Raw genomic sequence first — 24954 nt, forward strand, 5'->3', positions numbered from 1 at the left:
GCCGCTCCGCCTGAGCGCCCCAGAACCCGTCCGGGTCACTCATAGATTGTGCGTACATCTCATTGTACTGCGCAAGCGTAACATTCGCATTGGCGGCGAGATCCGCAGAAGGCGCATAGGTTGTAGCGGCCTCTTTGGATGTATTCTGATCGGTCATGGATATCTCCTCCCAGTAAAAGTCCCGTTACGGCACGTACTTCCGTCACGTCACCGTGTTGATCGGAGCATAGGGTATTCTGAAAACTTTTGTAGAAAATAAGCAATATGAAAGGGTTATCTGTAAATTATTTTCAAGGCAGGTGTACTAATTGTAAATGAATTTTCGAACTGCCTGCTAACCCCTTCGTTTTGCTGGATGTGTTCAAATTCTGTTTGCGCAAGCAGTCCTTAACCTGTTCAAGACTTAATGCACGGTCTAAGACCTACGTAGTAGTGGGTACGGTGTGGCAAAGTGCTGCGGTTCAAATCTGTTGAGCGCTAACAGGTGTTCATTCGACCTTAAGGCGAATCTCGCTATTTTGACTTGAAAGCGTTCAAAGACGTACTAACGGCGTCCTTAAAGAGGGCGAAGCAAGGTCGTCTGGCTAGGAATTCTGACGGGTTTTTCAGCGAGACGGCTGAAAAAGTGGGGCCGCGTATTGTCCGGAACTGCGGTGCGGTCAGTTGAAACCTATGAGGTTGAGCCTGTCGATTTCCCGATAGTGGCGGAAAACCTGAACTTTGACGCATGGTTTCCTGCGACGAACAGGCGGGTCCACCTATATAAGCACTTTGTAAGCGGGATCCCCTCTGGAACCTTAATTGATATGAAAAAAACCGGTTCCGTGTTGCTTTGATCTTCAGAGCAAGGTGGGGAATGCAGGCTAAAAGCCGCGTTACAAAAGGTTCACTTTACGAATCTCAGAGATTTCCGTATTTCCGGAAATATGGAAATAATAGCGATCTCTCAACTTTCAGCCTTGGCAAACGACCGCCGCCTAGCAGTGTTTCGATTGTTGATGCGGCGATATCCTGATGCTGTATCGGCTGGGGACATTGCCCAAATACTGGACTTGCCGGCATCCTCGCTTTCGGCCTGTCTGACCCATTTGCGCCGCGCCAATCTGGTGTCCCAATCGCGGGAGGGGACATCATTGTTATACAGCGCTCAAACAACAGCTGCGTCGCAATTGATAGACTATCTTTCCGCGGATTGTTGTCGGGGGCGGCCTGAGCAATGCCTCGCTTCTGCAACATTGGGGGACGGAGCCATGCCGCGCAAATTCTCTGTTTTGTTTATTTGCACAGGCAATTCTATCCGATCCATTTTCGCAGAAACCCTTTTGCGGAACGAGGCAGGTGACCGGTTTGAGGTGTTTTCTGCAGGCACCAGCCCGCAATCCGATCTGAACCCCATTGCGGTCGATCTATTGCAGGCCAAAGGGTACGATATCAGTGGCCTTCGGGCGAAAAACATAGATGAGTTTCGCGGTGCAAACGCACCGGATTTTGATTTTGTCCTGACAGTCTGTGACGGGGCGGCAAACGAAGAATGCCCGTCGTGGTCGGGCCAGCCCGTCAGCGGCCATTGGGGGCAACCGGACCCCGCCAAAGCCACAGGAACCGAAGCCGAAAAACACCTGGCCTTTCAACAGGTATTCGGCGCGCTCCAAAACCGCATCCGCGCATTTGCCGCCCTGCCATTTGAAACGTTAGACCGTGCAAGTTTGCAAAACCGCATCGACGACATCGCTAAAACGAAAGACTGACACATGACTAAATATGCAATCAACGGCTTGGGCCGGATGGGCAAACTGGTTCTCAAGCCGATGCTGGACGCCGGAGCAGAGATCGTATGGATCAATGATGCGGTTGGTGACGCGCCCACTCATGCGCATCTGCTTGAGTTTGACACAGTGCATGGCCGCTGGGACGCTGAGTTTTCCAGCGATGAGGACAGCATCACAGTCAATGGCACCCGCATTCCGACCTATCAAACCCGCGATCTGGCAGATCTACCGTTGGCGCAGGCGGATGTGGTTATTGATTGCACGGGCTATTTCAAAACCGATGCGTTGATCGCACCCTATTTCGAGGCCGGTGTCAAAAAAGTCGTGGTCTCGGCCCCCGTCAAAGACGGAAACGCGGCCAATCTGGTCATCGGTGTCAACGACGACATCTATGACCCGGCGCATCACCGGATTATCACGGCGGCCTCGTGCACCACCAATTGTTTGGCGCCTGTCGTCAAAGTCATTCACGAAGGCCTCGGCATCAAACACGGGTCGATGACCACGATCCACGATGTCACCAACACCCAAACCATTGTGGACAAGCCGCACAAGGACCTGCGCCGGGCAAGGTCTGCGCTTAACTCCTTGATCCCGACATCGACGGGATCCGCCACTGCGATCACCTTGATATACCCTGAGCTTACAGGAAGGTTGAATGGCCATGCTGTGCGGGTGCCTTTGCTCAATGCGTCGCTCACCGATTGTGTGTTTGAGGTCGAGCGCGAAACCACAGTTGAGGAGGTCAATGCCTTGTTCAAAGCCGCCTCCGAAGGTGATCTGAAGGACATTCTGGGTTATGAAACCCGGCCCTTGGTGTCCACGGATTACGTCAATGATCCGCGCAGTTCGATTGTGGATGCGCCGTCGACTATGGTTGTGAATGGCACTCAGGTGAAAATCTACGCGTGGTATGACAATGAATGGGGCTATGCGCACCGTTTGGCGGATGTGGCGCAAAAAGTCGGGGCTTCGCTCTAAGCGGCTAAGAGAAAACTCATGACACAGACAGATACCCGCCCTCAGGGGATAGCGGCCTATATGGCCGTCACGGCCGCCTATTGGGCCTTTATGTTGACCGATGGTGCACTGCGTATGTTGGTGCTGCTGCATTTCCATACGTTGGGGTTTTCGCCTGTCCAACTTGCCTATCTGTTTGTGTTGTATGAGGTGGCGGGGGTCATCACCAACCTGTCGGCAGGTTGGATTGCAGCCCGCTTTGGGCTCAGTGCGACGCTCTATGCCGGGCTTGGCCTTCAGGTGGTTGCATTGCTGGCGTTAACGCAACTTGACCCTGCCTGGGGGATAACTGCATCGGTTGTCTTCGTGATGGCTATTCAAGGGCTGTCCGGCGTTGCCAAAGACTTGTCCAAGATGTCGGCCAAATCTGCGGTCAAACTGCTGGCACCAACAGGGCAGGGCGGATTGTTCAAGTGGGTGGCACTGCTGACAGGCTCTAAAAACGCCGTCAAAGGATTGGGTTTCTTGCTGGGCGCGGCCCTGCTGGGATTTGCCGGATTTGTGCCTGCGGTCCTTGGGATGGCGGCGGTTTTGGCTGCCGTGCTGCTGGCCGTGATTTTACGTATGCCGCCGGGCTTGCCTGCCGGTAAAAAAGACGCCAAATTTCGCGAAGTCTGGTCAAAGGACCGCAACATAAACTGGCTGAGCTTTGCGAGGGTGTTTTTGTTCGGCGCGCGCGACGTGTGGTTTGTCGTCGGCATACCGATCTATTTCTATGCTGTCTTGTCGGATGGAACCGAAGAGGGCAATCGCATGGCCTTTTTCATCATCGGCAGCTTTATGGCGGTTTGGACCATTCTATATGGGGTGGTGCAGGGGGCCGCGCCAAAGCTGCTGAGGGCTTCAATTCGGTCCGAATATGAGCTAATCTCTGCAGCCAGAAACTGGGCGGCAGGGTTGATGGTTGTCCCCGTGGTGCTTGCCGGGCTGATCTGGGTAGCAGGCGCGCCAGCCTTGTGGCTGACCACACTGATAACGATTGGACTGTTGGTCTTTGGTGCGCTGTTTGCTGTTAATTCTTCCCTACATTCCTATTTGATATTGGCCTTTTCCAAAGGGGATCGTGTGACGATGGATGTCGGTTTTTACTACATGGCGAATGCGGCTGGCCGATTGATCGGCACAGTCCTCTCTGGCCTCAGTTATCAAGCCGGTGGTTTGTCTTTGTGCCTGTTGGTTGCGGCCGCAATGCTTGGAATCAGCGCTTTTGGTGCCGGAAAACTTCGCACGTCCTGACACGTTCCCCGATTGCTGAGGCGATGCTTAATTCATGAGCGGAACTTACTGAAGTTTTTGCATTTTTGCGACATTCCGTCTGCAAAACCGTCTGAGAACATCAATTATCTAGAAACAATAGGAGCGCGTAGATAAACTTGTGGTAGTGTTGTTTATCTATCATTCGGCTTAGGCGGTTGCGCTTGCGGTAAAGGATCGTTTCCAAAAGGAATATTGGGCAATAAAAAATGAACAAAAATAATGATGTTCCCCAGTTTCCGAAGCGTTCAGCGAATAGGTCGGGTGACATTTGTGGGTGCCGATTGTGGCTGTTGGGCTTTGCCTGTTCATAAAAGAGATGGCCGTGTTTGATAAATCCAAAGCCGTTCGAAAAATACTACCAAGCCCTTTGCGGCAGCGCCTGCGTGCTTTGATTTTGTTGGCGGCAGTGCCAAGTGCTGCGAGTATTATCTTCTTTGGATTCAAAGACTACGAGGCGTCGATCCATCAAAACGCAATGTACTCTGCGAGGATCACACATGAGTTGGTTTTAACTCAGCAGACGTTGATTTCCGAAACGCTCAGTTTTTTGCAAAAACTGGCCGTTGATGAGACTGTTCAAGATCCCTCCGATCCGGCCTGTAGTGTGTTTTTGTCTCATATTTTGCAGCTTTCGGACCGATACCAAAACCTCGGAATTCCTGGGGCGAACGGTGATTTACTGTGCACGGCCATACCGCTTGCACAGCCGGTAAATGTGGCGGACCGTCCTTATATTCGCAAAGCTTTGGACCAAGGGGTGTTCAGTGTCGGTAGCTTTCAAAGCGACCGTGCTGCTGAGGTGATCAGCGTGAATTTTGCCTATCCAGTGATACCCGACGGGCAAAGGGAGCCGGTTGGGGCTGTCGTTGCCGTTCTTGGGCTGGAGTGGTGGAGCAAGCAGTTGATGCGATTGGAGCTGCCGGACGGAACCAAGGCGGCGATCACCGACCGCGAGGGCAAAATAATTGCGATCCACCCGTCGGACGAAACCGCACTGGGGAAAGAACTGGCGTCTCAAGCGGCTTTTTCAAATCCGCCCGTCACTGGGCCCGAAGGCGAAATGGTGCAAGGAGACGATGGAATTCGGCGGGTTATGTCCCGTAGCATCTTGTTCCAAGATGGCGAAGGTCAGCCAATTGAGGTCAGCCTCGCCTTTCCAGTTGAGCAGGTCCTCGTAGAAGCGCGCCAGTCAGTTCTTATTCGGTTGGCCGTTTTGGGGAGCCTTCTGGTTCTCTTCAGCAGTCTCGCTCTTCGCATTCTGGAAGGGCAGGTTATCAGACCGCTTGGTGCTTTGAATCAAGCTATACTCGGATTTGAAAAAGGTCAGATCGAGGATCACATTCTCGAAGCCCAGACCTCGAAAGTTTCGGATTTTGAACAGATTTCGAGCAGTTTTCGCCGAATGTCTCGGGCGCGTCTCGCAGCGGAAACATCGGAACGGGAACGCTTGCAGCAACTTCAGGCTTTGCTGGATGCTTTGCCGGACAGCTATTTCCGTCTCAATCGTGACGGAGTTATTCTGGAATATAGTGCAACCGAGGCGGCAGACCTGCTGATGCCACCGGAACAGTTTGTTGGCCGGCGGGCTGCTGATGTTTTGCCTGCGCCTGCGTTGAAGCTGTTTGATGAAAACATGAAGCGGTATCATGAGACCGGACGGGCAGTCTCTTGGGAGTATGAGCTGGAAATCAACGGACATCGGGTTGATTTCGAAGCGCGTGTTCGTCCGATTGGGGATGGCGACGAGATGGTCCTCGTGGCGCGCAATATTTCGGAATTGAAGCGTGCACGTGAAAAAATCCTGTTGCAGGCACGCACCGATTTTCTGACACGGTTGCCAAATCGGGCAAGTTTGACCGCGGAACTGGACGCTGCGGTTGATGATGCAAACCGCAATGACCAACAGTTGGTTTTGTTGTTCGTTGATCTCGATGGATTGAAACAGGTCAATGATCGTCTGGGGCATGCAACCGGAGACGGTCTTCTTAAACTGGTCTCACAGCGGTTGCGCGGCTGTCTAGGCCCAAGGGATTTCGCTGCGCGCCATGCGGGGGATGAATTTGTGCTGTTGTTGCGGGGTGACGATCCTGCTGCCCGCGCCAGAGCGGCAACCTTGCGGGTTTTGGCCGCCATGCAACGGCCATTTGTGGTTGGTGCAGAGACTGTCCATATTTCCGCGTCCATCGGCTCGGCAATCTGCCCGCAGGATGCCAAAACACCGCAGGCGCTTTTGAGTGCGGCGGATCAGGCGATGTATTCAGCGAAATCAAGTGGTGGCGGACGAATTCATCTATTTACCCCTGAAATCGGATTGCGAAATGCCAACCGTATCCGTCTGATGGATGACCTGCACGCCGGATTGATCAAAGATGAATTCGAACTTCACTATCAGCCTATTGTGGATCTGAAATCAGGGCGTGTCGTCCTTGCCGAAGCCCTCCTGCGTTGGAACCATCCCGAACTCGGCCAATTGGCACCGGACCGGTTTTTACCGCTGGCGGAAGAGGGCGGGTTGATGGTTCAGTTGGGGGATGCTGGGCTGCAACGGGCCTGCAATGACCTACCGGCGTTCCGCAACCGGTTTGGCGAAGGGTTTCAGATTTGTGTCAACCATTCCCCGTCCGAACTGAGCGCCCGCGAGCATGGCAAGGGGCTGGACTGGGCCAGTTACATCAAGGCAAACACACCGTCTGATGCGTCGATTATGGTCGAGATCACCGAAGCGGCGCTGTTGGATCCAACTCCGTTTACCCTGTCCAGTCTCAGAAGCTTCCACGATGCGGGAATCGAGATTGCATTAGACGATTTCGGGGCCGGGTACTCTAGCTTGCTCTATTTCTTGAACAACGAATTTGACTATCTCAAAATTGACCGGGAATTTGCGCAAAGCGCCCCCGAAAGCCAACGGGCTGTTGCGCTGTGCGAGACCATTTTGGGCTTGTCCAACCGGCTCGGAAGTCGCGCGATCGCAGAAGGCATCGAACGCGAGTCACAGCTCAGGTTTTTTCAAAACCGCAATTGCGCCTTAGGGCAGGGGTTCTTGTTTTCCAAAGGCCTGTCCCGACGACAACTTCTTGAATTCACGCAGGTTGTAGACATTAAGTAGCCGCGGCGGAGTTGGGGGCTGGGCAGTCAAATGTCGCCTGGCAAGCCAATGCCGTAAGATTTCAGATGTTTGGATAGATCGCGCGGAGCGATGTCGATGAGCTCAACATGATGGGCCGGGACCGACCAGACAAATCCGGTGGATGTGTTCGGGGTGTTGGGTTGGAAAATCAAGACATCGCCGTTTGCCAGTTTTGAGATTTCAAATCCCAAAGCGCGTTTGTCAGCAGGATCCCCGATCCAGACAACTTTCCAGTCGTCTTCGAAGGATTTGTTCCCGACAGAGTCAATGAAGCCCTTTTTGGTGAAGTGGTATGTCGGGATTGCGCGTGTCAGAAACTGGTCCATCTTTGCGACTTTGGCAGAAATCAGGGAACTGCGGGCAATGAGGCCGGCGGTATAGCACACGGCGATCACGGCGAATGCAGCCAGAATGTTGGCCAGCGCAATGCCTCCGAAGGATTCAATGGGGAACAATTTGCTGATGGGGGCCGCGACTTGCAGCGCAATTCCATATGCCTTGCCTAAGATCAGCAAGACAAAGATTATGGGAACGAGAAAAATTATTCCGCCGATAATGGTCGTTCGAAGGCCATTTAACATTCTTGTTTCTCCTGCCAGCCGCTCGTACAGGCATCTTTATGAAACAATACCGCCCTCGGCAATGCCAAGATGACCGACCGATGTGCGGCTTGCAAGCCGCGCGGCTTGGCTGATCTTGCACACAGAGACTTAAGGTGAATACATAAGTCAAACGCCCTCAGACGAGATAGCTATGTCCCAGATCATTTTACACAATTACCCTCAATCGCCAGTTGCTGAAAAAGCCAGAATTGCACTGGGTATCAAAAATCTGGCGTGGTCCTCTGTCGAGATCCCGCGACTGCCACCCAAACCGATGTTGACCAAATTGACAGGCGGGTACAGACGCACGCCCGTTATGCAGATCGGGGCGGATATCTATTGCGATTCGTCCTGCATTCTTGCCGAGCTTGAGCGGCGCGTCCCATCCCCCACATTTTTCCCGACTTCCGACACGGGGTTGGTCATGGGGCTCAGCCGATGGATCGATGGGCCGATGTTTGATCTAACCGTCAAGATTGTTTTGGGCTCTGCCGGTGACGATCTGCCGAAGGATTTTGCCGAAGATCGCGGACGCCTTTATCTGGGGGCAGATTGGGCCGAAGGCCTGAAAAAGGCCCACGAGAACCTTCCACACCTTGCGTCCCAAATGCGCGGTCCGATGTCTTGGTTCAACAGCCAGCTTTCTGATGGGCGCAGATTTTTGCTGGGTGAAAATCCGGCTGCTCTTGATGCGCAGGTCTACCATTTGGTGTGGTTTTTGCGGGGCCGTTGGACGCAGGGGCCCGAGTTTCTAAGCGAATTTCCCTTTTTGGAAAAGTGGGATGCCAATGTGAAGCAAATTGGCCATGGTCAAGTATCGGATCTGTCCGCAGAAGAGGCGATAAAACAGGCCTCTGAATGTGAGCCTCTTGGGTTGCAACATGACGACAAAAACGATCCGCAAGGCTTGGCTGTCGGCACGCCAGTTGTTGTGTCTCCTGATCTTGATGGCGGTGAACAACCCGTCGAAGGCACCTTGGTTTATGCCAATTCAGATCGCTTGGTGGTCCGGCGCAATGATCCCGATTTAGGATCAATAAATGTACACTTCCCACGGATTGGGTATCGGGCCAAAGTCTTGGACTAAAGCCCGTCAGACCCATGGCGCAGGGGCGGTTTTAACGCGGCTGGACGTTTCTGTTTCGCCGCTTTGATGGGCATCCAGAATGCACCCATGGACACATCTTGCCGCCACATTCAATCCAATGTGGCGGCAAGATTGATTTTAGAATGTCACGATCACATACCCGTTGCCGGAACTTTGATAGTAACGCCCACCGCAATCCCAAACGGCATACCCGTAGACGGTTGCACGCACGCATGTGGCGCTTGGTAGGGAGTTATAGTAAGCACCGCGCCGCATCGCCCGTCGGTTTGTGCGCCGGGCCACGCCTGCGATGCTTCCAGGTGTTAAAGGACGTCCGATTTCCGCGGAAACCGGCTGCGGGCCGAAGGTGCCGGATGCCAAAGAAACAGGATCTATTTCGAAGGTGAAGGCCGTGGCCAGTGCCGCAATCAACGCGAATTTATTGATGATTTTCATAGCTTTTACTCCGAAATCTCGCTGATGTTGCCCGCGGCGTCGATCTCGAACGACGAAAGCTCGGTAGCTCCGGACGGCGGAGCAAAGGTGAACGTCGCCTCGTCGGCCATCGGCTTTGTGTTCCAGTTCGACATAAGGATAGAGTATTCCGGCCCTCCGGCGATAAGTTTACTGGTAATCACATATTGAACAGGCAAAGGGGCATCGCCGTCTTTGACCCACAATTGCCAATCAACGTCATCGCCGCGAAACGCCAGATGATGGACATCTTGCCCCCCGATTGTTGTCATACCGACATGCACACCGGACAGAACATTGGCCGAACTGGGATCAAGCGGGGAGTTTGACAAAAGATCAGCCCCCGGCACATCGAAACCAATCAGATCCCTCACACCGGCAACCCCGTCGTCAATCGTCGTGGCGGGCAGTTGCAGATAGCGGTTTATGTTTTTGCCAAATACCGTGAGGGTGTCGCCATCAAGGATGAACTCCATGTTTGCCAAAGCACCGTGGTTTGTCACACGAAACTGGCCCGGCCTGTTGACCGCAATACTGCCTGATCTGGCGAGCTTCAACTTCTGACCGTTTTGAGTGATGGCATCTGTACTTGCGTCGAAGTCCACAGAAAATGCGGACAGCCCGGTCAAATACGATGACATATTGGTCAGGACGGTGGTTGCATCGGCGTCAATGTTTGCAGAATCCACGTCGGCCGTTGCGCTGACTGCTGCGCAGCTAAATATCAGCGCGGTGGCCAATCTTTTCGGCCCCCGAAGTGATTTTTGGAAATCTGTATCTCTCATAGTCGTCGCTCCGAATGATATGAAGCAAAGCCTAGAGCTTTCCCGTAGTTATAAAAGATGCCATTTCGCCATCGGAACTTATTCGCCATATTGCTGTGAGTGAGGGGGAGGCCGGAGGCGTGTTGAAACGCCGGGGCACGTTTTCTTTGCGGAAATCACTTCTCTGACTGTCAGGATCCGGAGTTGCCGTAAGGTAAATCAAAGGTTGCGTATTGCTGTGGGGTGCTAGAGGCTGATCCAAATTTTAACCGGAGGAACCACTATGAAGTACTTGTCTCTCATTGCTGCGACTATGCTGGCAGCAGGGCCGGCGCTGGCCGACGATCAAAGTGCCGATGATGTGGGCTGGCACATTGTGATGACGGTGAATGCCGGTATGGAAGATGCGGTCCTGCCGCTTCTGGACCAGATGGTGTCAGCGACCAAAGCCAACGAACCGGGTGCTCTGACTTATGACTATATGGGTGCCGGAGACCAAGTGCATATTGTCGAACGCTATGCTGATAATGCGGCAGCGATGACCCATATGGGGAATTTCGGCGCAAACTTCGCAGAAAAGTTTTTGCAAACGTTTTCGGTGAATTCGGTCGCGGTTTATGGTCCGGCAGGGGATGATCTAAAAGCGGTTTTGGAGCCGTTTGCGCCAGCCTATATGGCACGGCTTAGCGGCTATACTCGCTGATACAAGCTGATTGAAAAGGCAATTGCCTTTGATTTGAGCCACTTTTGCCACCGGGGAAACCCTGTTTTCGTTTTCCCGGTGACGCATATATTTCATATCACGTTTATGTTTTGGGTGGATTTTGGACTGCGCCGCTAAATCCTGCTGTGCGAAGAATTTTCAGATCGTTTCAGTGTGCTGGTTCTCTCGATAGAGAAGGATTGGTTTGGCCAGCGGTTCAAGCACTGGCAAAAGCTATGGATTGATCGGTTGTGTGCGTCGCCAGCCTGCTTTGTCCATCAGGTGACTGAACGTCCTATCCCAACATGATCCACTGACAAACGCCTCCGCGCTTGTAATTGGTTTCTCGGACAACGCGGGGTGTGATCCTTGGCCCACGGCGCGGCCAGATCATCGCAAGTCACAGGGCAGCCTTTGGTCCAGCGATTGCGCAACGCAACACGGTCGGCGCGCCCAAGGTCTCCTGATACGCGCCGTGGATCGTTCCGGATCTCGATCGGAAGGATGTGCTGCGCAATTCGTCAAAATCCATTCGGCCAAGTTGACTTGCACCATCCACGCGTCCCGTGGTTTATAGATGATTGCCATGCGGATGAGTCTTTCGTTTGCACACAGTGTCATCGGTGTTTGAATGTTACATTCTCGTCTGCGTTGCCTTCGCAAAACGGCACCATTAGGACTGCGTTATAGAGCGCCTCAATTCCAGTAAGCGGAAAGCAATCTGTTGATAGACAACAATAAATACACAGCTGTCAGTTCAGCGCGCCTGTCAGTGGCACCGATGATGGATTGGACGGATCGACATTGCCGTTATATGCACCGTCTGATCAGCCGCCATGCCCTGCTTTATACAGAGATGGTCACGGCACCTGCCTTGGTTCGCGGTGGGGCATTGCATTTGTTGACCTATAGTCCCGAAGAGCATCCGGTTGCGTTGCAATTAGGCGGTTCGGACCCGAAGGAGCTGGCTCAGGCGGCCAAGTTGGGTGCGGATGCCGGTTATGACGAGATAAATCTGAACTGTGGCTGCCCGTCGGATCGGGTGCAATCAGGCACGTTTGGTGCGGTTATGATGAAAGACCCGCAATTGGTGGCCAATTGTGTGTCCGCCATGCGCGACACTGTCGATGTGGATGTCACGGTGAAATGCCGGATTGGTGTAGATGACCAAGACCCGGAGACAGTTTTACCGGAGTTTCTGAGCTCTATCGCGGATGCGGGGGTGACGCGCGTCACCGTTCATGCCCGAAAGGCCTGGCTGCAAGGGCTTAGCCCCAAAGAGAACCGGGAAATCCCGCCATTGGACTATGATCTGGTGATGCGGATGAAGGCGATGTTTCCCGATATGCATGTGTCGATCAACGGCGGCATTGATAATCTGGACACCGCTCTCGATCTTTTGGACCGCGGCTTGGATGGCGTGATGATTGGCAGGGCGGCCTATCACCAGCCTTGGGATGTTTTAAGCAAGGTCGATGCGGCTGTCTTCGGTGGGGGATCCGACAAAACGGCTCAGTCAGTGGTGGTTGAAATGCTGCCCTATATTGAACAACACCTTCAATCCGGCGGTCGGTTACATCAAATTACACGGCATATGCTGGGGCTTTTCGCAGGTCAGCCCGGTGCGCGCAGATGGCGGCAAATCCTGTCGACAGGCGCGAACAAAGACGGGGCAGGGCCAGAATTGCTTGAGGTTGCGGTTGCCGCGATCAATGAGGCAAAGCAGGCCTCTGTTCAGGCTATGTGAGCAGTTGTGCGCGAATCAAAGCGTTTTCCCGCACCTATTTCCCTTCATTTTTGAAACAACGGGCGTCGGATTTTGGATTTCTTCCGCAAACCTAGCCCTGTTTGGGAAACAATCGGAACCTCAATCAATCATTATATGTTGTTGACGCAACGCTGGTAAAAAAAAGTCCAATCATTTCTAAAAGTATACTAGAAATTTACCTCTTTGAAGGGGGCTGCCATGATTTGGTTTTTGACGCTTTTTCCGTTGCTTTTGTTGACCACGTTCATTGGAGACGACTCCGATGATGACGATAATGATGACTCATCATCAGATCAGAACACAGATGAGCCGGACATCGGGACGGACGGCGACGATGTGCTGTCCGGAACGGATGGTGACGACATTATACAGACGCTCGGCGGGAATGATCTGGTCTATGCAGAGGGCGGAGACGACACAGTATCTGGCAATGGCGGCGATGACACTCTGCATGGCAATCAGGGCGACGACTCTCTGGCTGGAAATCTCGGTGAGGACCGGCTTTTGGGCGGAGACGGCGATGACACGTTGTTGGGGGGAGGCAATGACGACAAGCTGGATGGTCAGAACGGCGAAGACCTGTTGTTCGGTTCGGATGGTAACGACCTTTTGAGGGGAAGCGAAGGGGAGGATACGCTGAACGGCGACAGCGGCCATGACACGCTGAAAGGTGGCACCGGGTCCGACATTCTGGATGGCGGCGCAGGGGATGATAATCTGGACGGCGAGGCTGGCGACAATACCCTGTTTGGCGGCGCAGGCGATGACACGCTGGAAGCCATCGAAGGCGCGAATGTGCTTGAGGGCGGCGATGGTGATGATGGTCTGCTGATCGCTGGGTTCACTCTGGACTTTGCCTCTGACACCTTGGATGGCGGTGCCGGAAATGACACGCTGGAAGCCGGCGCTGCGGATGATCTTCTGTTCGGAGGGCTTGGGTCGGATTCGATCAACGGAGGCTCGGGCAATGACCGGTTGGAGGGCGGCGCAGAAGGCGTGCAAGAGGAAACTGCCGATGGCAATGACACCTTGAACGGCGAGGATGGCGATGACACCTTGATTGGCAACGCTGGGGATGATGTCTTTTTGGGAGGCGCTGGGGATGACCTCATCACCAATGCTGGCGGCGCGGGTACCGCGACTGGTGGGGCAGGGGCGGATACCTTTGTGGTCGATACTGTCGATGATCTGGTGTCAGGCGACGCTGACGTCGCACTCAGGGTGACCGACTTCACCCCAAGCGGCTCTGAAGCCGATGTGTTGCGCATTGAGCTGAGTTCGGCAGACTTTGGCGGAACAGGCATGCCAAGCGGTGATCTGTCTGTCGTGCCGGACGGGCTGACAGGCGATATGCTTGTGCAGGTAGAACACGGGTCAGGTACATTGACGCTGGCGCGCATTGACGATGGCGTTGCCAATGGTTTCACAATCAACAACGTGGTGTCGGTGCTCGTTGATCCGTCGGGTGCTACCGCCTAATTTGCGTTAGCGTTTGCAAGGTCGGTGTTTAGCCCCGGCTTTGTAAACGCGCTTGCCGGCCGCCCCGCCGTTTGGTCAGCAGTGCTTTGCGATCAGGCAAGGCCAAAACGATTTCGGCACGTTCGTCATTGCTCAGCTTTGACCACGCGGTGATTTCATCAATAGACCGCAGGCAACCGGTGCATATACGTGCATCAGGATGCACAACGCAAATATTGATGCAGGGGCTTTGCACTTCGTCGCGTTTCCAAACGTCGTCTTTCATCCAGGCCATCTCCGATTAACTTCCGATGTGGCGCAAACGATCAAGCGCTCCTTGCAGGATATAGGAGGCCGCGACGTGATCGATAACCTCTGCGCGACGTTTTCGTGACGTATCCGCCTCTAAAAGTGCTCTTTCTGCCGCAACAGTGCTGAGGCGTTCATCCCAAAAGGTAATGGGCCCTTCCCACAGGCGGGTGAAATTGCGGGCAAAAGCGCGGGTCGATTGGCAGCGGGCACCCTCAGATCCATCCATATTGCGCGGCAAACCCAAGACAATACCGGCGATTTCGCGTTTCGCGAGGATGGCGACCAACTGTTCGGCATCAAGGGTGAATTTCTTGCGTTTGATGGTCTCTAGCGGCGTGGCGACACTGCGCAGCCCGTCAGACACTGCAACCCCTATGGTCTTGGTCCCGAGGTCAAGCCCGGCAATGGCCCGCATCGGGGGCAGGGCGCTTGCGAATTCGGTGACATCATCATGGATCATCTGTGGCTCAAGCCCTTTTCAAGCGCCGCCCACTCACCCACCCCGCCGCATGAAAAGGGCTTTGGGGGCTCGTGGGGCAGGCAGTGCGGATTATGTCTAGTCGGCGATACCGATGCGGGTAGCCGCAGCGGTGACCTGTGCCAAAGATTCGGGATCGTTGGCAAAGATGTTTTGCGCCTCGTTCCAGATAGCAGTGGCTTGTTCGATATCGCCCAGCACGCCGATTGCGTTAATCAACTTAGCCCAATCCGAGGCAGGCCCGCCTTCGGTTGCCAGACGTTCGGACAGTTGGTCAACCATGCCTTTGATCATGTCCTGGCGTTCTTCGGGTGTCATGTCAGACGCAGCAGCGATATCATCAGAGCTGGGTCCACGGTTGTCATCATCGGAATGCGGCAGCGGCGGCAACTCAAAGCGGGTTTCGCCGGCGCGATAGGCCAGTTCTTCGATCTGTGCGCGGATAGGGCCAACCCATGGGGCATCGGGTGCACTGGACCGCAGTAGACTGTTCCACATGCCAAACGCCACATCGGGGCGTCCGGTTTGGGCCATCATCAAGCCGCCATAGAACCGTGCCACACCGTCTTCGGGATCAATCGCCAGCGCTTTTTCAAGGGCAACCTGAGCTTCGGGCGAAACAAGACCGCCAGCTGCGATGATCATCATATCTGCCAGATCAGTGTAGTCTTTGGCCGTGGCGGATTCCCCGCGCAGGGCCACGATTTGCGCCTGTGCTTCATAGGCCAGTTTGTAATTCCCGAGCGCCGCTTCCGAGCTGGCCAACAAGATATGACCTTGCAGGTCGTCCGGGCGCGCCGCCACAGCTTCGCGCAGTTTTTCGACCAGTTTCATGTAGTCTTCCGGGGCATTGGCAGCCTCTGCTGCTGGCATTCTGGATTCGTACTCGGCCTGCGATGGACGGTTGTCGCGAAGCTCTTGGGCAGCGGCAATCCGGTCAGACAGGGGCATATCAACCGCATCGGGGCTGCCTTGTTTCCAATAGAGTCCAAATCCGCCGCCCAGCACCAAAGCGGCAATCAGCCCGGCCATTATATAACTGCCTGTACCCGCGGTGCCCTCTGTTGATGCATTTTGCTTTGCGGCTGTGTCGGCCGCCAAGATTCGGCGGGAGATTTCGACCTTCAGTCGCTCGGCCTCATCGGCGGCGATAGTGCCGCGGGCGGTATCGCGTTCTATCTCGGTCAGCTGATCGCGGTATACGTTCAGGTCAAACGCTTCGGCCGGGCCGGTCTCACGCTGGCCGCGCAACAGCGCCAACAGCAATAGAACGGTCAGTACCAGCGCCAAAGCGCCCGTTAGGATCCAGAACATATATCATCTCCGCCTGTGTTCCGTCTTGATCTATAGGCGCGGGGCGCTGGAAAAAAGGGCAAAAGTCAAGCGATGCGTCTCATGTGACATCCCGCGCATCTTGTGAAGTGGGCTGATGTCGCAACTGTGTCAAATGTGACGGTTGCGTATCGCCCCTGTCGCGGCAACCATTTATCACAATATCAAAACCCTGAGCTTTGGGATTCGAGCCTTATGAAACGCTATTCTGCCTTTGCCATTGCCCGCGAAGCCCTGCGCGACCACACCGGATGGGACCGCGCCTGGCGCAAGGCCCAACCGAAAAAACGCTATGATGTTATAATCGTTGGCGCGGGTGGTCATGGCCTTGCAACGGCCTATTATCTTGGAAAGAATTTCGGGATCACCAATGTGGCCATCTTGGAAAAGGGCTGGCTTGGGGGCGGTAATACCGGTCGCAACACCACAATCATCCGGTCCAACTATCTTCAAGATCCCTCAGCGGCGATCTATGAAAAAGCCCGCTCGCTGTACGAAACGATGAGCCAGGATCTGAACTACAACGTGATGTTCAGTCCGCGCGGCGTGATGATGCTGGCGCAAACCGAACACGAAGTGCGCGGCTATCAGCGCACCGCCCATGCCAACGCGCTGCAAGGTGTGTCGACGGAGTTTATTTCACCGGCCCGTGTCAAAGAGCTTTGCCCGATCATGAATATCAATGGTCCGCGCTATCCGGTTCTGGGTGCGCTTTGGCAGGCGCGCGGCGGCACAGCCCGCCATGATGCAGTGGCTTGGGGGTATGCACGGGCCTGTTCGGACATGGGCATGGATATCATCCAGCAATGTGCGGTGACCGGTGTGTCCCAAGAAGGCGGCAAAGTCACTGGTGTTTCGACAACCAAAGGCGACATCGCTTGTGAAAAACTGGGAATGGTGGTGGCAGGTCATTCCGGCGCGCTCGCCGATATGGGCGGTTTCCGCCTGCCGTTGGAATCCGTCGCGCTTCAGGCTTTGGTGTCAGAGCCAATCAAGCCCGCGATGGATTGCGTTGTCATGGCCAACACGGTGCACGGCTACATGTCGCAATCCGACAAAGGAGAAATGGTTATCGGCGGCGGCACCGATGCGTTCAACAACTACACCCAGCGCGGATCCTTCCATCACGCCGAGGAAACAGTACGCGCCCTGATCGAAACCTTTCCGATGCTGTCGCGTTTGAAAATGCTGCGCCAATGGGGCGGGATTGTGGATGTCACCGGTGATCGCTCCCCGATCTTGTCAAAAACCCCGCTCGAAGGCTGCTTCATCAACTGTGGCTGGGGCACTGGTGGATTCAAAGCGATTCCGGGGTCTGGCTGGGGCTTTGCCGAACTGATGGCCCGCGGCCAATCCCCGCTCACCGATCAGTTTGGGCTAAACCGCTTCTCCGAAGGCCGCTTCATTGACGAAAGCGTCGCAGCAGGGGTGGCGCACTGATGGCACTCGCAGGCTCTCGACAAACAGACCAAGACCGCCCGCCCAAACTCAAGCTCAAGTCCTCGACCGCCCGCGCGGTTGGCTTTTGTGTCCTTTCAAGTCTGAGGAGTGCATCATGCTAATCCTTGAATGCCCCTATTGCGGCGTCAAAGCCGAAGAAACCGAACTGCATGCAGGCGGAGAAGCGCATATCAAACGCTTCGGCCCCGGTTCATCGGATGATGACTTCGAAACCTATCTGTTCCAGCGCGAAAACCCGATGGGGGTGCATTTCGAACGCTGGCGCCATGTTAACGGTTGCGGAAAATGGTTCCACGCTGCCCGCTCGACCACCACACTTGAGGTCTTTGGCACCTACAGCGCCCAGACGCTGGCACCGCCCAGTGACATCACAGACAAAATCACCGCCCGCCTTCCGGGCTGGAGCTGGAGGGACTTGTCATGACCTCCATCTTCATCTTGCTTAATAAACTCCCGCCGGAGGCTCCCCAGCTCTCCCCGTGCGAAAAGGGCCAATAACATGAGCACCCGTCTCGCCAAGTCCGGTCGCCTGATCGACAGATCCTCCCGTGTTGAATTCACCTTTGATGGCAAACGCATGTCGGGCCACAAGGGGGATACACTTGCCTCGGCTTTGCTGGCCAACGATCAAATGCTGGTTGGTCGCAGCTTCAAATATCACCGTCCGCGCGGTATCGTTGCCTCTGGTGGCGAAGAGCCGAACGCATTGGTCAATCTGGGGCAGGGCGACCGCCACGAACCGAATGCCCGCGCCACCACGACCGAGCTGTTCAATGGTTTGACCGCGACCCCGCAGAACGTCTGGCCAAGCCTCGACTATGACATCGGGGCGGTCAACAAATACGCCTCGCGCCTTTTGACGGCAGGCTTCTACTACAAAATGTTCATGTACCCGCGTGCCTTTTGGAAGCACGTCTATGAACCGTTTATCCGCCAATCCGCGGGCCTTGGCAAAGCGCCAAATCCTGAAACCTCTGATCCTGACACCTATGAACATTTCTATGCCTTCGTAGACGTTCTGGTGATTGGCGGCGGCGTGGCAGGTTTGCAAGCCGCGAAAACCGCGGGTGAGGCTGGTGCCAAAGTCCTTTTGATCGAACAAACCCCCGATTGGGGCGGACGCACTGTTGTCGACGGCGCGGATATTGACGGTATGTCTGCGCAAGATTGGGTGAACTCAACCCTTCAAGCTCTTGAAGCCATGCCCAATGTCACCCTGCGCAACCGGATGATGGGCGCGGGCGTTTATGACCATGGCTATGTGCTGGCTTACGAACGCCTGACCGATCACGCGCCGGAAATGAAGGGGCCGCGCCACCGTTTGTGGCGCATTCGGGTCGGACAAACCATCACAGCGACCGGCGCGATTGAACGTCCGATCAGCTTTGCTGGTAATGACATTCCCGGTGTGATGCTGGCGGCGGCAGTGCGTGATTATTCGGTCAATTACGGCGTGTCGGTCGGGGACCGCACAGTTGTGGTCACCAACAACGATGATGCTTATCGCACCGCGATCACCTTGAAACAATCCGGTCTGGATGTGCCGATGATCGTAGATGCCCGCGAAACGGGCGGCGGGGCCTTGATGGATCAGGCGCGCGGTCTTGGCATCCGTGTAGAAACCGGCTGCGGCATCGCCAAGGTGCATGGTGGCAAGCGGGTCACATCCGTGGATATCTGTAAACAGGCTGGCGAAGGCGGGATGTTGTGGAACATTCCATGTGACGCTGTGGCCATGTCAGGCGGCTGGTCGCCCGTGGTTCACCTGTGGTCGCATTGCGGCGGCAAGCTGACATGGGACGAGGCAGGAGCCTTTTTCCGCCCCGATCCAACCCGCCCGCCTTTGGGCGACGCCGGTCAGACGATGGTCCATGTGGCTGGCAGCGCCAACGGCGAAATGTTATTAAGGACCGTCTTGGAAGATGCGGCGCGTGCTGGCGAAGTTGCCGCTCTGGCCGCAGGTGCGACGGGCCAAATCTCGGACGCATCCGTGGCCGCAGATACCGCAGAAGCTCCGCTTGAACCGGTTTGGTTGATGCCGCAGGGCGCCCATTACGGTTTGCGGCTTAAATCCTGGCTCGATTTCCAGAACGACGTCAAAGTATCTGATGTGCAACTGGCGGCGCATGAGGGTTATGAAAGTGTTGAGCATACCAAGCGATACACCACCTTAGGGATGGCTACGGATCAAGGGAAATTGAGTAATATCAACGGCCTTGCGACGCTTTCTAATGCACTTGGTGCGGAAATCCCCAAGGTTGGTACAACCACCTTCCGGCCGCCCTATACGCCTATTTCAATGGGCGCTATTGCGGGCGAAGCGCGCGGTGATGTTTTTCAGCCGATCCGCAAGACACCGATGTATGATTGGCACGAAGCCAATGGTGCTCATTGGGAACCGGTGGGACACTGGCGCAGGCCCTATGCCTATTTGAAATCGGGCGAAACCATACATCAGGCGGTGCACCGCGAAGTCACCGCAACCCGCACCAGCCTTGGGTTGCTTGATGCCTCTACCCTTGGCAAGATCATCGTCAAAGGACCGGACGCCGGGCGCTTCATGGACATGATGTACACCAACATGATGTCCAACCTGAAGGTTGGCAAATGCCGCTACGGGTTGATGTGCAGCGAGAACGGGTTCTTGTCGGATGATGGCGTGGTTGCGCGCATCGATGAAAACACATGGCTGTGCCACACCACCACCGGCGGCGCGGATCGTATCCACGCCCACATGGAAGAATGGCTGCAAACCGAATGGTGGGATTGGAAAGTCTACACTGCCAATATCACCGAGCAGCTGGCGCAGGTCGCCGTTGTTGGCCCGAATGCCCGCAAAGTCTTGGAGAAGCTGGGCGGCATGGATCTGTCCAAAGACACCTTGCCGTTTATGGAATGGCGCGATGGCACTTTGGCGGGTTTCCCTGTCCGGGCCTATCGCATCTCGTTCTCGGGCGAATTGTCTTATGAAATTGCGGTTCCCGCCAATTTGGGCCGTGCGTTCTGGGACAAGCTGCTTGAGGCGGGGGCGGAATACAAAGTGACGCCCTACGGAACGGAATGTTTGCACATCATGCGGGCCGAAAAGGGTTTTATCATGATTGGCGACGAAACCGACGGCACAGTGATCCCGCAGGATTTGGGGCTGAACTGGGCAATTTCGAAAAAGAAAGAAGACTTCTTGGGCAAGCGCGCGCAATTGCGCAGCCATATGACCGACCAAAAACGCTGGAAGCTGGTCGGGCTTGAAACAACCGACGGGTCAACCCTGCCGGATGGTGCCTATGCGGTTGCGGATGGCAACAATGAAAACGGCCAGCGCAACACCCAAGGGCGCGTAACCTCAACCTATCATTCGCCAACTTTGAACAAGGGGATTGCGATGGGGCTGGTTCTAAACGGCCCTGACCGAATGGGCGAAGTGATCGAGTTTGCGATGGATGACGGTGAAACCATGGTGGCCGCCAAAATCGTCACTCCGGTTTTCTATGACCCCGAAGGGGAGAAGCAGAATGTCTGATATTGCCACAGCGTTGAACGGAGCCAGCTTTGACGGGTTGGTCCAAGTTGAAGAGTTGCGGGCGCAAGGGATGATTACCCTGCGCGGTGATTTTTCGGATAGTGGTTTGGTCAAGACGATCACCGATCTGGCTGAGGTTGCCCTGCCGGGCCAACGCGGGGCCGTAATGGACGGAACGCGCGGCTTGCTCTGGATGTCACCTGATGAGCTGCTTTTGCTATGCACCTATGCCGAAGCCCCGTTTTTGCTGGGCAAACTTGAGGCTGCATTGGCAGGGTATCATGCCTTGGCAGTGAATGTGTCCGATGCCCGCGCTTGCTTTACGCTTCAGGGGGCGGCAACACGCGAAGTTCTGGCAAAACTGGCACCGGTTGACATGTCTCCCGAAAGTTTTGGCGCAGGGCAGGTGCGCCGTACCCGTTTGGCGCAGGTTGCAGCGGCGTTCTGGTTGACTGGCGAAGAAGGCGCACAGATCGTGTGTTTCCGGTCGGTTGGTGAATATATGTTTAACCTGCTCAAGACCGCCGCGGCACCAGGTAGCGACGTTGGTTTTCTGTAGCTAACTAGCGTCAGTTGTGTTGTGCAAATTGAATTCATTGCGTAGGTTCCGGTTGAATAAACTTGGGAATTTACGATGAATTATATTTTGGCTGCAGCATGTTGCGCGGCGTTGTCCATGGTTGGGCAAACGGTTTTTGCAAAACCGGTTCAGTACACTTGTGACGTTAAATTCAAAAAAGGCAGCTGGGTGATGCCGAAAATGGATTATCGGTATGACAGCGAAAAAGGCACGGTGTCGCTGTTAGACGGGATGATCTGGGATCACAATGACAAGAAGTGGCTGGAAGCGACCATTCAAAAGGACACAGAGACGAAGCTGGTCTTTAATTGGCGGTTTCGTGCACCTTCCAGAAACAAGACTCCGATTGAGTTGCTCTACACCGCAACGGCGAACAAACAAAATGGCCGCCTAAACGTAACAGCCCTGTTAGTTGAACATAATCACCGCAGTTTTGGCCGCGGCACCTGCAAGCTTAGAAAATAAACTTAAGCGGCCTATATCTAGGCGTGTACGGGGTTGTCAGGCGGGAGGTGTGGGAAGCAACCTTGAACCCCTGCTGCCTGCTGGCTATGTGCTGATTGAACCCATTGGAGTACCCTATGAGAAACGCCATTGTTGCGCTTGTCCTGGCCTTTGGGTCCATTCAGGCCACACCTGCGCAAGCCCAAGGGGTTGGCTATCAATGCAAAGTGGCAACCACATCCCAGCAAGGAAACTGGTTGCCAGAGTTTCTTTTCATCGGGTATAAACCCGCTGAAAACCTGGTCATTATTTCGGATCCGATTATTTTGTATTTCAATGATCGCCAGCCCGTCAAAGGCAAGTTGGAATCGGATACGGACAATCGAATTTCGGTGACTTGGCGTCTTGAAACCAAAAGCGGCACCGGACAGTTTGTGCGCATGGCCTATCGGGCCACTATTTTTAAGGCGACTGGTAAACTTAGCATTTCAGCCAAACCGCTTGGATATCAGGACACGTTTACCGGCCGCGGCACCTGCGAAGCGCGAAAGCTGACGTAAAGCCGAGACTTGGACTTGACCTTACGCGGTCTAGGGGACAGGTATGACACAACCACAATAGATGCGAACAAGGGGCTCCACCATGGCTTTTGAACTTCCTGATCTTCCTTATGCACACGACGCTCTGGCTTCCAAAGGCATGAGCCAAGAGACAATGGAATATCACCACGATATTCACCACAACGCTTATGTCGTGAATGGTAACAAGCTGATCGCCGGCACCGAATGGGAAGGCAAATCGCTTGAGGACATTATCACAGGCACATATGACGCCTCTGCTGTGGCCCAAAACGGCATCTTCAACAACGCATCGCAGCACTGGAACCACACACAGTTCTGGGAAATGATGGGCGCTGGCAACAACGACATGCCGTCCGAACTGGAAGCCGCTTTGAAAGAAAGCTTTGGCACAGTCGACGCGTTCCGCGATCAGTTCTCTGCTGCTGGCGCTGGTCAGTTCGGTTCCGGCTGGTGCTGGTTGGTCAAAGACGCGGATGGCGGCCTCAAGGTCACTAAAACCGAAAATGGTGTGAACCCATTGTGCTTTGGTCAGACCGCGCTTTTGGGCTGCGACGTATGGGAGCATTCCTACTACATCGATTTCCGCAACAAACGTCCTGCGTATCTTGCCAACTTCCTGGACAACCTGGTGAACTGGGAAAACGTGGCATCGCGCCTCGGCTAAAGGTTTGGGCTAAGCGCCTGCACTTTACGGTGAAGAATTCAAAGAACGGGGCCGCATTGCTGGCCCCGTTTTTTCGTGCTTGTTCCTATGGACCGACCCCGATAAGCCAACAGCAGGGGGCCGCATGAACAACACACAACAAGGTTTGCTGGCCATGCTTGGGGCCTGTTCGATCTGGGGCCTTTCCCCGATTTATTACAAAGCATTGTTGCATGTTCCGCCGGGTGAGTTGCTGGCTCATCGCACGTTTTGGTCCTTTGTGGTTTTTGCAGGCGTCCTGGCGTTGCAAGGGCGGCTTGGCAATCTGAAATCGGCCATGGCGACGCCCCGCGCGGTAGCAGTATTGGCTTTTGCGGCTTTGATGATTTCTATCAATTGGGGGCTGTTCATAATCTCGGTCCAGATCGGCCGCGTCACAGAAACCTCTTTGGGCTACTACATCTTTCCGTTGATGGCTGTGTTGTTCGGGGTGGTCCTTTTGCGGGAACGCCTGTCAACACTGCAATGGCTGGCCATTGCGCTGGCAACCGTCGCGGTTTTGCAGTTGGCCATCGGATTGGGCACCGCGCCGTGGATATCATTGATCCTTGGGGTGACTTTTGCTCTGTACGGGTTGATCAAAAAGCGGTTGACGACGGGGCCGGTGGTGTCTGTTACAGCCGAGGTCGTGCTTTTGGTGCCATTTGCCTTCGGTTGGCTGGCCTATGTGCACGCGGGCGGGCAGGGGCAATTTGGCCGCGATCTTTGGACATCGGGTTTGCTGGCCTTTTCAGGCGTTATGACGGCCTTGCCGTTGATCCTCTTCTCAGCGGCTGCGCAGCGCGTCAGCATGAGCACGCTGGGCGTGATGCAATACATCAACCCAACGCTTCAGTTTTTCTGCGCGACCGTGATCTTTGGCGAAGCGCTGAGCCGCTACCACACCATCGCTTTTGCGCTGATTTGGCTTGCGCTCGCGATCTATTCTTTCAGCAGTTGGCGTCAGGACAGCGCCCGCCGCAAAAGCGCCATGACTTCTTCGGTCGAACCGCCAGTCTGAACGAAATCCAGAAGCGATGCATCGGCGAACCCTGAATCGACGATATGGCCCAGCAAACCGCGCAAGGGGCCCCAATAGCCGTTTACGTCCAGCAAGATGATCGGCTTGTCATGCAGTCCAAGTTGGCGCCATGTCAAAACCTCGAAAAATTCGTCCAAGGATCCTGCGCCGCCGGGCATCACCACCACGGCGTCAGCGTTCATCAACATCACCTTTTTGCGTTCATGCATGGTTTCAGTGATGACAAAGGTTGTCAGGTCGGTTTTGCCTACCTCCATATCCATCAAATGGGTGGGGATCACGCCAAAGGTATTGCCTCCGGCCGATTGCGCCGCGCGGGCAACAGTGCCCATCAACCCGACATCACCTGCGCCATAGACCAACCGCCAGTTTTCACCGGCAATCGCCTGGCCAAGGGTTTCGGCCTGCGCGGCAAACGCGGGATCTTTGCCCGAGCGAGAGCCGCAATAGACGCAAATTGACTTGGGTATCATAAGGTTTCCTAAATGCTGGT

The 24954-nt window shown here is 54.8% G+C and carries 24 protein-coding genes and 1 pseudogene; 17 read left to right on the top strand and 8 right to left on the bottom strand.

Annotation, left to right across the window (positions count from 1 at the left end; translation table 11 throughout):
- The coding region (locus tag C8N36_RS24770) for an acetyl-coenzyme A synthetase N-terminal domain-containing protein (protein WP_170125910.1) at positions 1–157 on the bottom strand (157 nt) is incomplete at its 3' end.
- A 769-nt stretch (positions 158–926) separates the two neighbouring features.
- Here C8N36_RS24770 and C8N36_RS24775 point away from each other — a divergent pair.
- The 5 genes and pseudogenes from C8N36_RS24775 to C8N36_RS17435 form a co-directional block, all read left to right on the top strand.
- Positions 927–1097: pseudogene (locus tag C8N36_RS24775) on the top strand (helix-turn-helix domain-containing protein); the annotation flags it as partial.
- A 153-nt stretch (positions 1098–1250) separates the two neighbouring features.
- Positions 1251–1748, top strand: a complete 498-nt coding sequence (locus tag C8N36_RS24780; protein ID WP_306456923.1) for an arsenate reductase ArsC — start codon at positions 1251–1253, stop codon at positions 1746–1748.
- Positions 1749–1751: 3 nt separating this feature from the next.
- Complete coding sequence (locus C8N36_RS17425) at positions 1752–2750, top strand: ArsJ-associated glyceraldehyde-3-phosphate dehydrogenase (RefSeq protein ID WP_097806197.1); 999 nt, start codon at positions 1752–1754, stop codon at positions 2748–2750.
- A gap of 18 nt (positions 2751–2768) precedes the next feature.
- Positions 2769–4025, top strand: a complete 1257-nt coding sequence (gene arsJ, locus C8N36_RS17430) for an organoarsenical effux MFS transporter ArsJ (RefSeq protein ID WP_097806196.1) — start codon at positions 2769–2771, stop codon at positions 4023–4025.
- A 343-nt stretch (positions 4026–4368) separates the two neighbouring features.
- A complete protein-coding gene (locus C8N36_RS17435) occupies positions 4369–7152 on the top strand; it encodes a bifunctional diguanylate cyclase/phosphodiesterase (RefSeq protein WP_170125911.1) in 2784 nt (927 codons plus the stop codon).
- 26 nt (positions 7153–7178) lie between these two features.
- Here the strand turns inward: C8N36_RS17435 and C8N36_RS17440 are convergent, their stop codons facing one another.
- Entirely contained in the window at positions 7179–7754 is a 576-nt protein-coding gene (locus C8N36_RS17440; RefSeq protein ID WP_097806194.1) for a DUF502 domain-containing protein, read from the bottom strand.
- 172 nt (positions 7755–7926) lie between these two features.
- On the opposite strand from C8N36_RS17440, the gene C8N36_RS17445 reads away from it, so the two are divergent.
- Positions 7927–8862, top strand: a complete 936-nt coding sequence (locus tag C8N36_RS17445; protein ID WP_097806193.1) for a glutathione S-transferase family protein — start codon at positions 7927–7929, stop codon at positions 8860–8862.
- Between the two features lie 138 nt (positions 8863–9000).
- Here the strand turns inward: C8N36_RS17445 and C8N36_RS17450 are convergent, their stop codons facing one another.
- Both C8N36_RS17450 and C8N36_RS17455 read right to left on the bottom strand, forming a co-directional pair.
- Positions 9001–9318, bottom strand: coding sequence for a hypothetical protein (locus C8N36_RS17450; protein ID WP_097806192.1), 318 nt, complete (start codon positions 9316–9318; stop codon positions 9001–9003).
- Between the two features lie 5 nt (positions 9319–9323).
- On the bottom strand, positions 9324–10121 hold the full coding sequence (locus tag C8N36_RS17455; RefSeq protein ID WP_097806191.1) for a DUF2092 domain-containing protein: 798 nt from the start codon (positions 10119–10121) through the stop codon (positions 9324–9326).
- 262 nt (positions 10122–10383) lie between these two features.
- On the opposite strand from C8N36_RS17455, the gene C8N36_RS17460 reads away from it, so the two are divergent.
- From C8N36_RS17460 to C8N36_RS17470, 3 genes are all read left to right on the top strand, one after another.
- Complete coding sequence (locus tag C8N36_RS17460) at positions 10384–10803, top strand: putative quinol monooxygenase (protein ID WP_245910940.1); 420 nt, start codon at positions 10384–10386, stop codon at positions 10801–10803.
- 727 nt (positions 10804–11530) lie between these two features.
- Positions 11531–12550 carry a tRNA dihydrouridine(20/20a) synthase DusA gene (gene dusA / locus C8N36_RS17465; protein WP_097806211.1) on the top strand — a complete coding sequence of 340 codons (1020 nt, stop codon included), beginning with the start codon at positions 11531–11533 and terminating at the stop codon, positions 12548–12550.
- Positions 12551–12769: 219 nt separating this feature from the next.
- Complete coding sequence (locus C8N36_RS17470; RefSeq protein ID WP_097806190.1) at positions 12770–14050, top strand: calcium-binding protein; 1281 nt, start codon at positions 12770–12772, stop codon at positions 14048–14050.
- A 28-nt stretch (positions 14051–14078) separates the two neighbouring features.
- Here the strand turns inward: C8N36_RS17470 and C8N36_RS17475 are convergent, their stop codons facing one another.
- From C8N36_RS17475 to ccmI, 3 genes are all read right to left on the bottom strand, one after another.
- On the bottom strand, positions 14079–14315 hold the full coding sequence (locus C8N36_RS17475; RefSeq protein WP_097806210.1) for a DUF1289 domain-containing protein: 237 nt from the start codon (positions 14313–14315) through the stop codon (positions 14079–14081).
- A 15-nt stretch (positions 14316–14330) separates the two neighbouring features.
- A complete protein-coding gene (gene ruvX, locus C8N36_RS17480; protein WP_097806189.1) occupies positions 14331–14801 on the bottom strand; it encodes a Holliday junction resolvase RuvX in 471 nt (156 codons plus the stop codon).
- Between the two features lie 96 nt (positions 14802–14897).
- Complete coding sequence (ccmI, locus tag C8N36_RS17485) at positions 14898–16133, bottom strand: c-type cytochrome biogenesis protein CcmI (RefSeq protein ID WP_097806188.1); 1236 nt, start codon at positions 16131–16133, stop codon at positions 14898–14900.
- A 213-nt stretch (positions 16134–16346) separates the two neighbouring features.
- On the opposite strand from ccmI, the gene C8N36_RS17490 reads away from it, so the two are divergent.
- From C8N36_RS17490 to rarD, 8 genes are all read left to right on the top strand, one after another.
- Positions 16347–17591: a sarcosine oxidase subunit beta family protein gene (locus C8N36_RS17490; protein ID WP_097806187.1), complete on the top strand. Its 1245-nt coding sequence runs from the start codon at positions 16347–16349 to the stop codon at positions 17589–17591.
- A 115-nt stretch (positions 17592–17706) separates the two neighbouring features.
- Positions 17707–18036: a sarcosine oxidase subunit delta gene (locus C8N36_RS17495; RefSeq protein WP_097806186.1), complete on the top strand. Its 330-nt coding sequence runs from the start codon at positions 17707–17709 to the stop codon at positions 18034–18036.
- Between the two features lie 75 nt (positions 18037–18111).
- Complete coding sequence (locus tag C8N36_RS17500; protein WP_097806185.1) at positions 18112–21132, top strand: sarcosine oxidase subunit alpha family protein; 3021 nt, start codon at positions 18112–18114, stop codon at positions 21130–21132.
- Positions 21125–21691, top strand: coding sequence for a sarcosine oxidase subunit gamma (locus C8N36_RS17505; RefSeq protein WP_097806184.1), 567 nt, complete (start codon positions 21125–21127; stop codon positions 21689–21691). The genes C8N36_RS17500 and C8N36_RS17505 overlap by 8 nt, the downstream gene beginning before the upstream one ends.
- Before the next feature lie 117 nt (positions 21692–21808).
- Positions 21809–22177: a hypothetical protein gene (locus C8N36_RS17510; RefSeq protein WP_146227663.1), complete on the top strand. Its 369-nt coding sequence runs from the start codon at positions 21809–21811 to the stop codon at positions 22175–22177.
- A gap of 116 nt (positions 22178–22293) precedes the next feature.
- Positions 22294–22716: a hypothetical protein gene (locus C8N36_RS17515; protein WP_097806182.1), complete on the top strand. Its 423-nt coding sequence runs from the start codon at positions 22294–22296 to the stop codon at positions 22714–22716.
- Positions 22717–22798: 82 nt separating this feature from the next.
- Positions 22799–23401 (top strand): superoxide dismutase, encoded by a 603-nt coding sequence (locus C8N36_RS17520; protein WP_097806181.1) that lies wholly within the window; start codon positions 22799–22801, stop codon positions 23399–23401.
- Positions 23402–23525: 124 nt separating this feature from the next.
- The gene (gene rarD, locus C8N36_RS17525) at positions 23526–24440 is read left to right on the top strand and encodes an EamA family transporter RarD (protein WP_097806180.1); all 915 of its coding nucleotides are present in this window, start codon (positions 23526–23528) and stop codon (positions 24438–24440) included.
- On the opposite strand, the gene C8N36_RS17530 is transcribed toward rarD, so the two are convergent.
- Positions 24383–24934 carry an LOG family protein gene (locus C8N36_RS17530; RefSeq protein ID WP_097806209.1) on the bottom strand — a complete coding sequence of 184 codons (552 nt, stop codon included), beginning with the start codon at positions 24932–24934 and terminating at the stop codon, positions 24383–24385. The genes rarD and C8N36_RS17530 overlap by 58 nt on opposite strands.
- Between the last annotated feature and the right edge of the window lie 20 nt (positions 24935–24954).

Origin of the sequence: Pelagimonas varians, assembly GCF_003208435.1 — a bacterium.
Taxonomy (GTDB): domain Bacteria; phylum Pseudomonadota; class Alphaproteobacteria; order Rhodobacterales; family Rhodobacteraceae; genus Pelagimonas; species Pelagimonas varians.

Bases quoted from the DNA above. Each gene is read 5' to 3' on its own strand.
- ccmI (WP_097806188.1), bottom strand. From the start codon at position 16,133: ATGTTCTGGATCCTAACGGGCGCTTTGGCGCTGGTACTGACCGTTCTA.
- C8N36_RS17510 (WP_146227663.1), top strand. From the start codon at position 21,809: ATGGTTGGGCAAACGGTTTTTGCAAAACCGGTTCAGTACACTTGTGAC.
- C8N36_RS17515 (WP_097806182.1), top strand. From the start codon at position 22,294: ATGAGAAACGCCATTGTTGCGCTTGTCCTGGCCTTTGGGTCCATTCAG.
- C8N36_RS17500 (WP_097806185.1), top strand. From the start codon at position 18,112: ATGAGCACCCGTCTCGCCAAGTCCGGTCGCCTGATCGACAGATCCTCC.
- C8N36_RS17495 (WP_097806186.1), top strand. From the start codon at position 17,707: ATGCTAATCCTTGAATGCCCCTATTGCGGCGTCAAAGCCGAAGAAACC.
- C8N36_RS17505 (WP_097806184.1), top strand. From the start codon at position 21,125: ATGTCTGATATTGCCACAGCGTTGAACGGAGCCAGCTTTGACGGGTTG.
- ruvX (WP_097806189.1), bottom strand. From the start codon at position 14,801: ATGATCCATGATGATGTCACCGAATTCGCAAGCGCCCTGCCCCCGATG.
- C8N36_RS17425 (WP_097806197.1), top strand. From the start codon at position 1,752: ATGACTAAATATGCAATCAACGGCTTGGGCCGGATGGGCAAACTGGTT.
- rarD (WP_097806180.1), top strand. From the start codon at position 23,526: ATGAACAACACACAACAAGGTTTGCTGGCCATGCTTGGGGCCTGTTCG.
- C8N36_RS17445 (WP_097806193.1), top strand. From the start codon at position 7,927: ATGTCCCAGATCATTTTACACAATTACCCTCAATCGCCAGTTGCTGAA.
- C8N36_RS17475 (WP_097806210.1), bottom strand. From the start codon at position 14,315: ATGAAAGACGACGTTTGGAAACGCGACGAAGTGCAAAGCCCCTGCATC.
- C8N36_RS24780 (WP_306456923.1), top strand. From the start codon at position 1,251: ATGCCGCGCAAATTCTCTGTTTTGTTTATTTGCACAGGCAATTCTATC.
- C8N36_RS17470 (WP_097806190.1), top strand. From the start codon at position 12,770: ATGATTTGGTTTTTGACGCTTTTTCCGTTGCTTTTGTTGACCACGTTC.
- C8N36_RS17520 (WP_097806181.1), top strand. From the start codon at position 22,799: ATGGCTTTTGAACTTCCTGATCTTCCTTATGCACACGACGCTCTGGCT.
- C8N36_RS17455 (WP_097806191.1), bottom strand. From the start codon at position 10,121: ATGAGAGATACAGATTTCCAAAAATCACTTCGGGGGCCGAAAAGATTG.
- C8N36_RS17460 (WP_245910940.1), top strand. From the start codon at position 10,384: ATGAAGTACTTGTCTCTCATTGCTGCGACTATGCTGGCAGCAGGGCCG.
- C8N36_RS17440 (WP_097806194.1), bottom strand. From the start codon at position 7,754: ATGTTAAATGGCCTTCGAACGACCATTATCGGCGGAATAATTTTTCTC.
- C8N36_RS17490 (WP_097806187.1), top strand. From the start codon at position 16,347: ATGAAACGCTATTCTGCCTTTGCCATTGCCCGCGAAGCCCTGCGCGAC.
- arsJ (WP_097806196.1), top strand. From the start codon at position 2,769: ATGACACAGACAGATACCCGCCCTCAGGGGATAGCGGCCTATATGGCC.
- C8N36_RS17530 (WP_097806209.1), bottom strand. From the start codon at position 24,934: ATGATACCCAAGTCAATTTGCGTCTATTGCGGCTCTCGCTCGGGCAAA.
- C8N36_RS17450 (WP_097806192.1), bottom strand. From the start codon at position 9,318: ATGAAAATCATCAATAAATTCGCGTTGATTGCGGCACTGGCCACGGCC.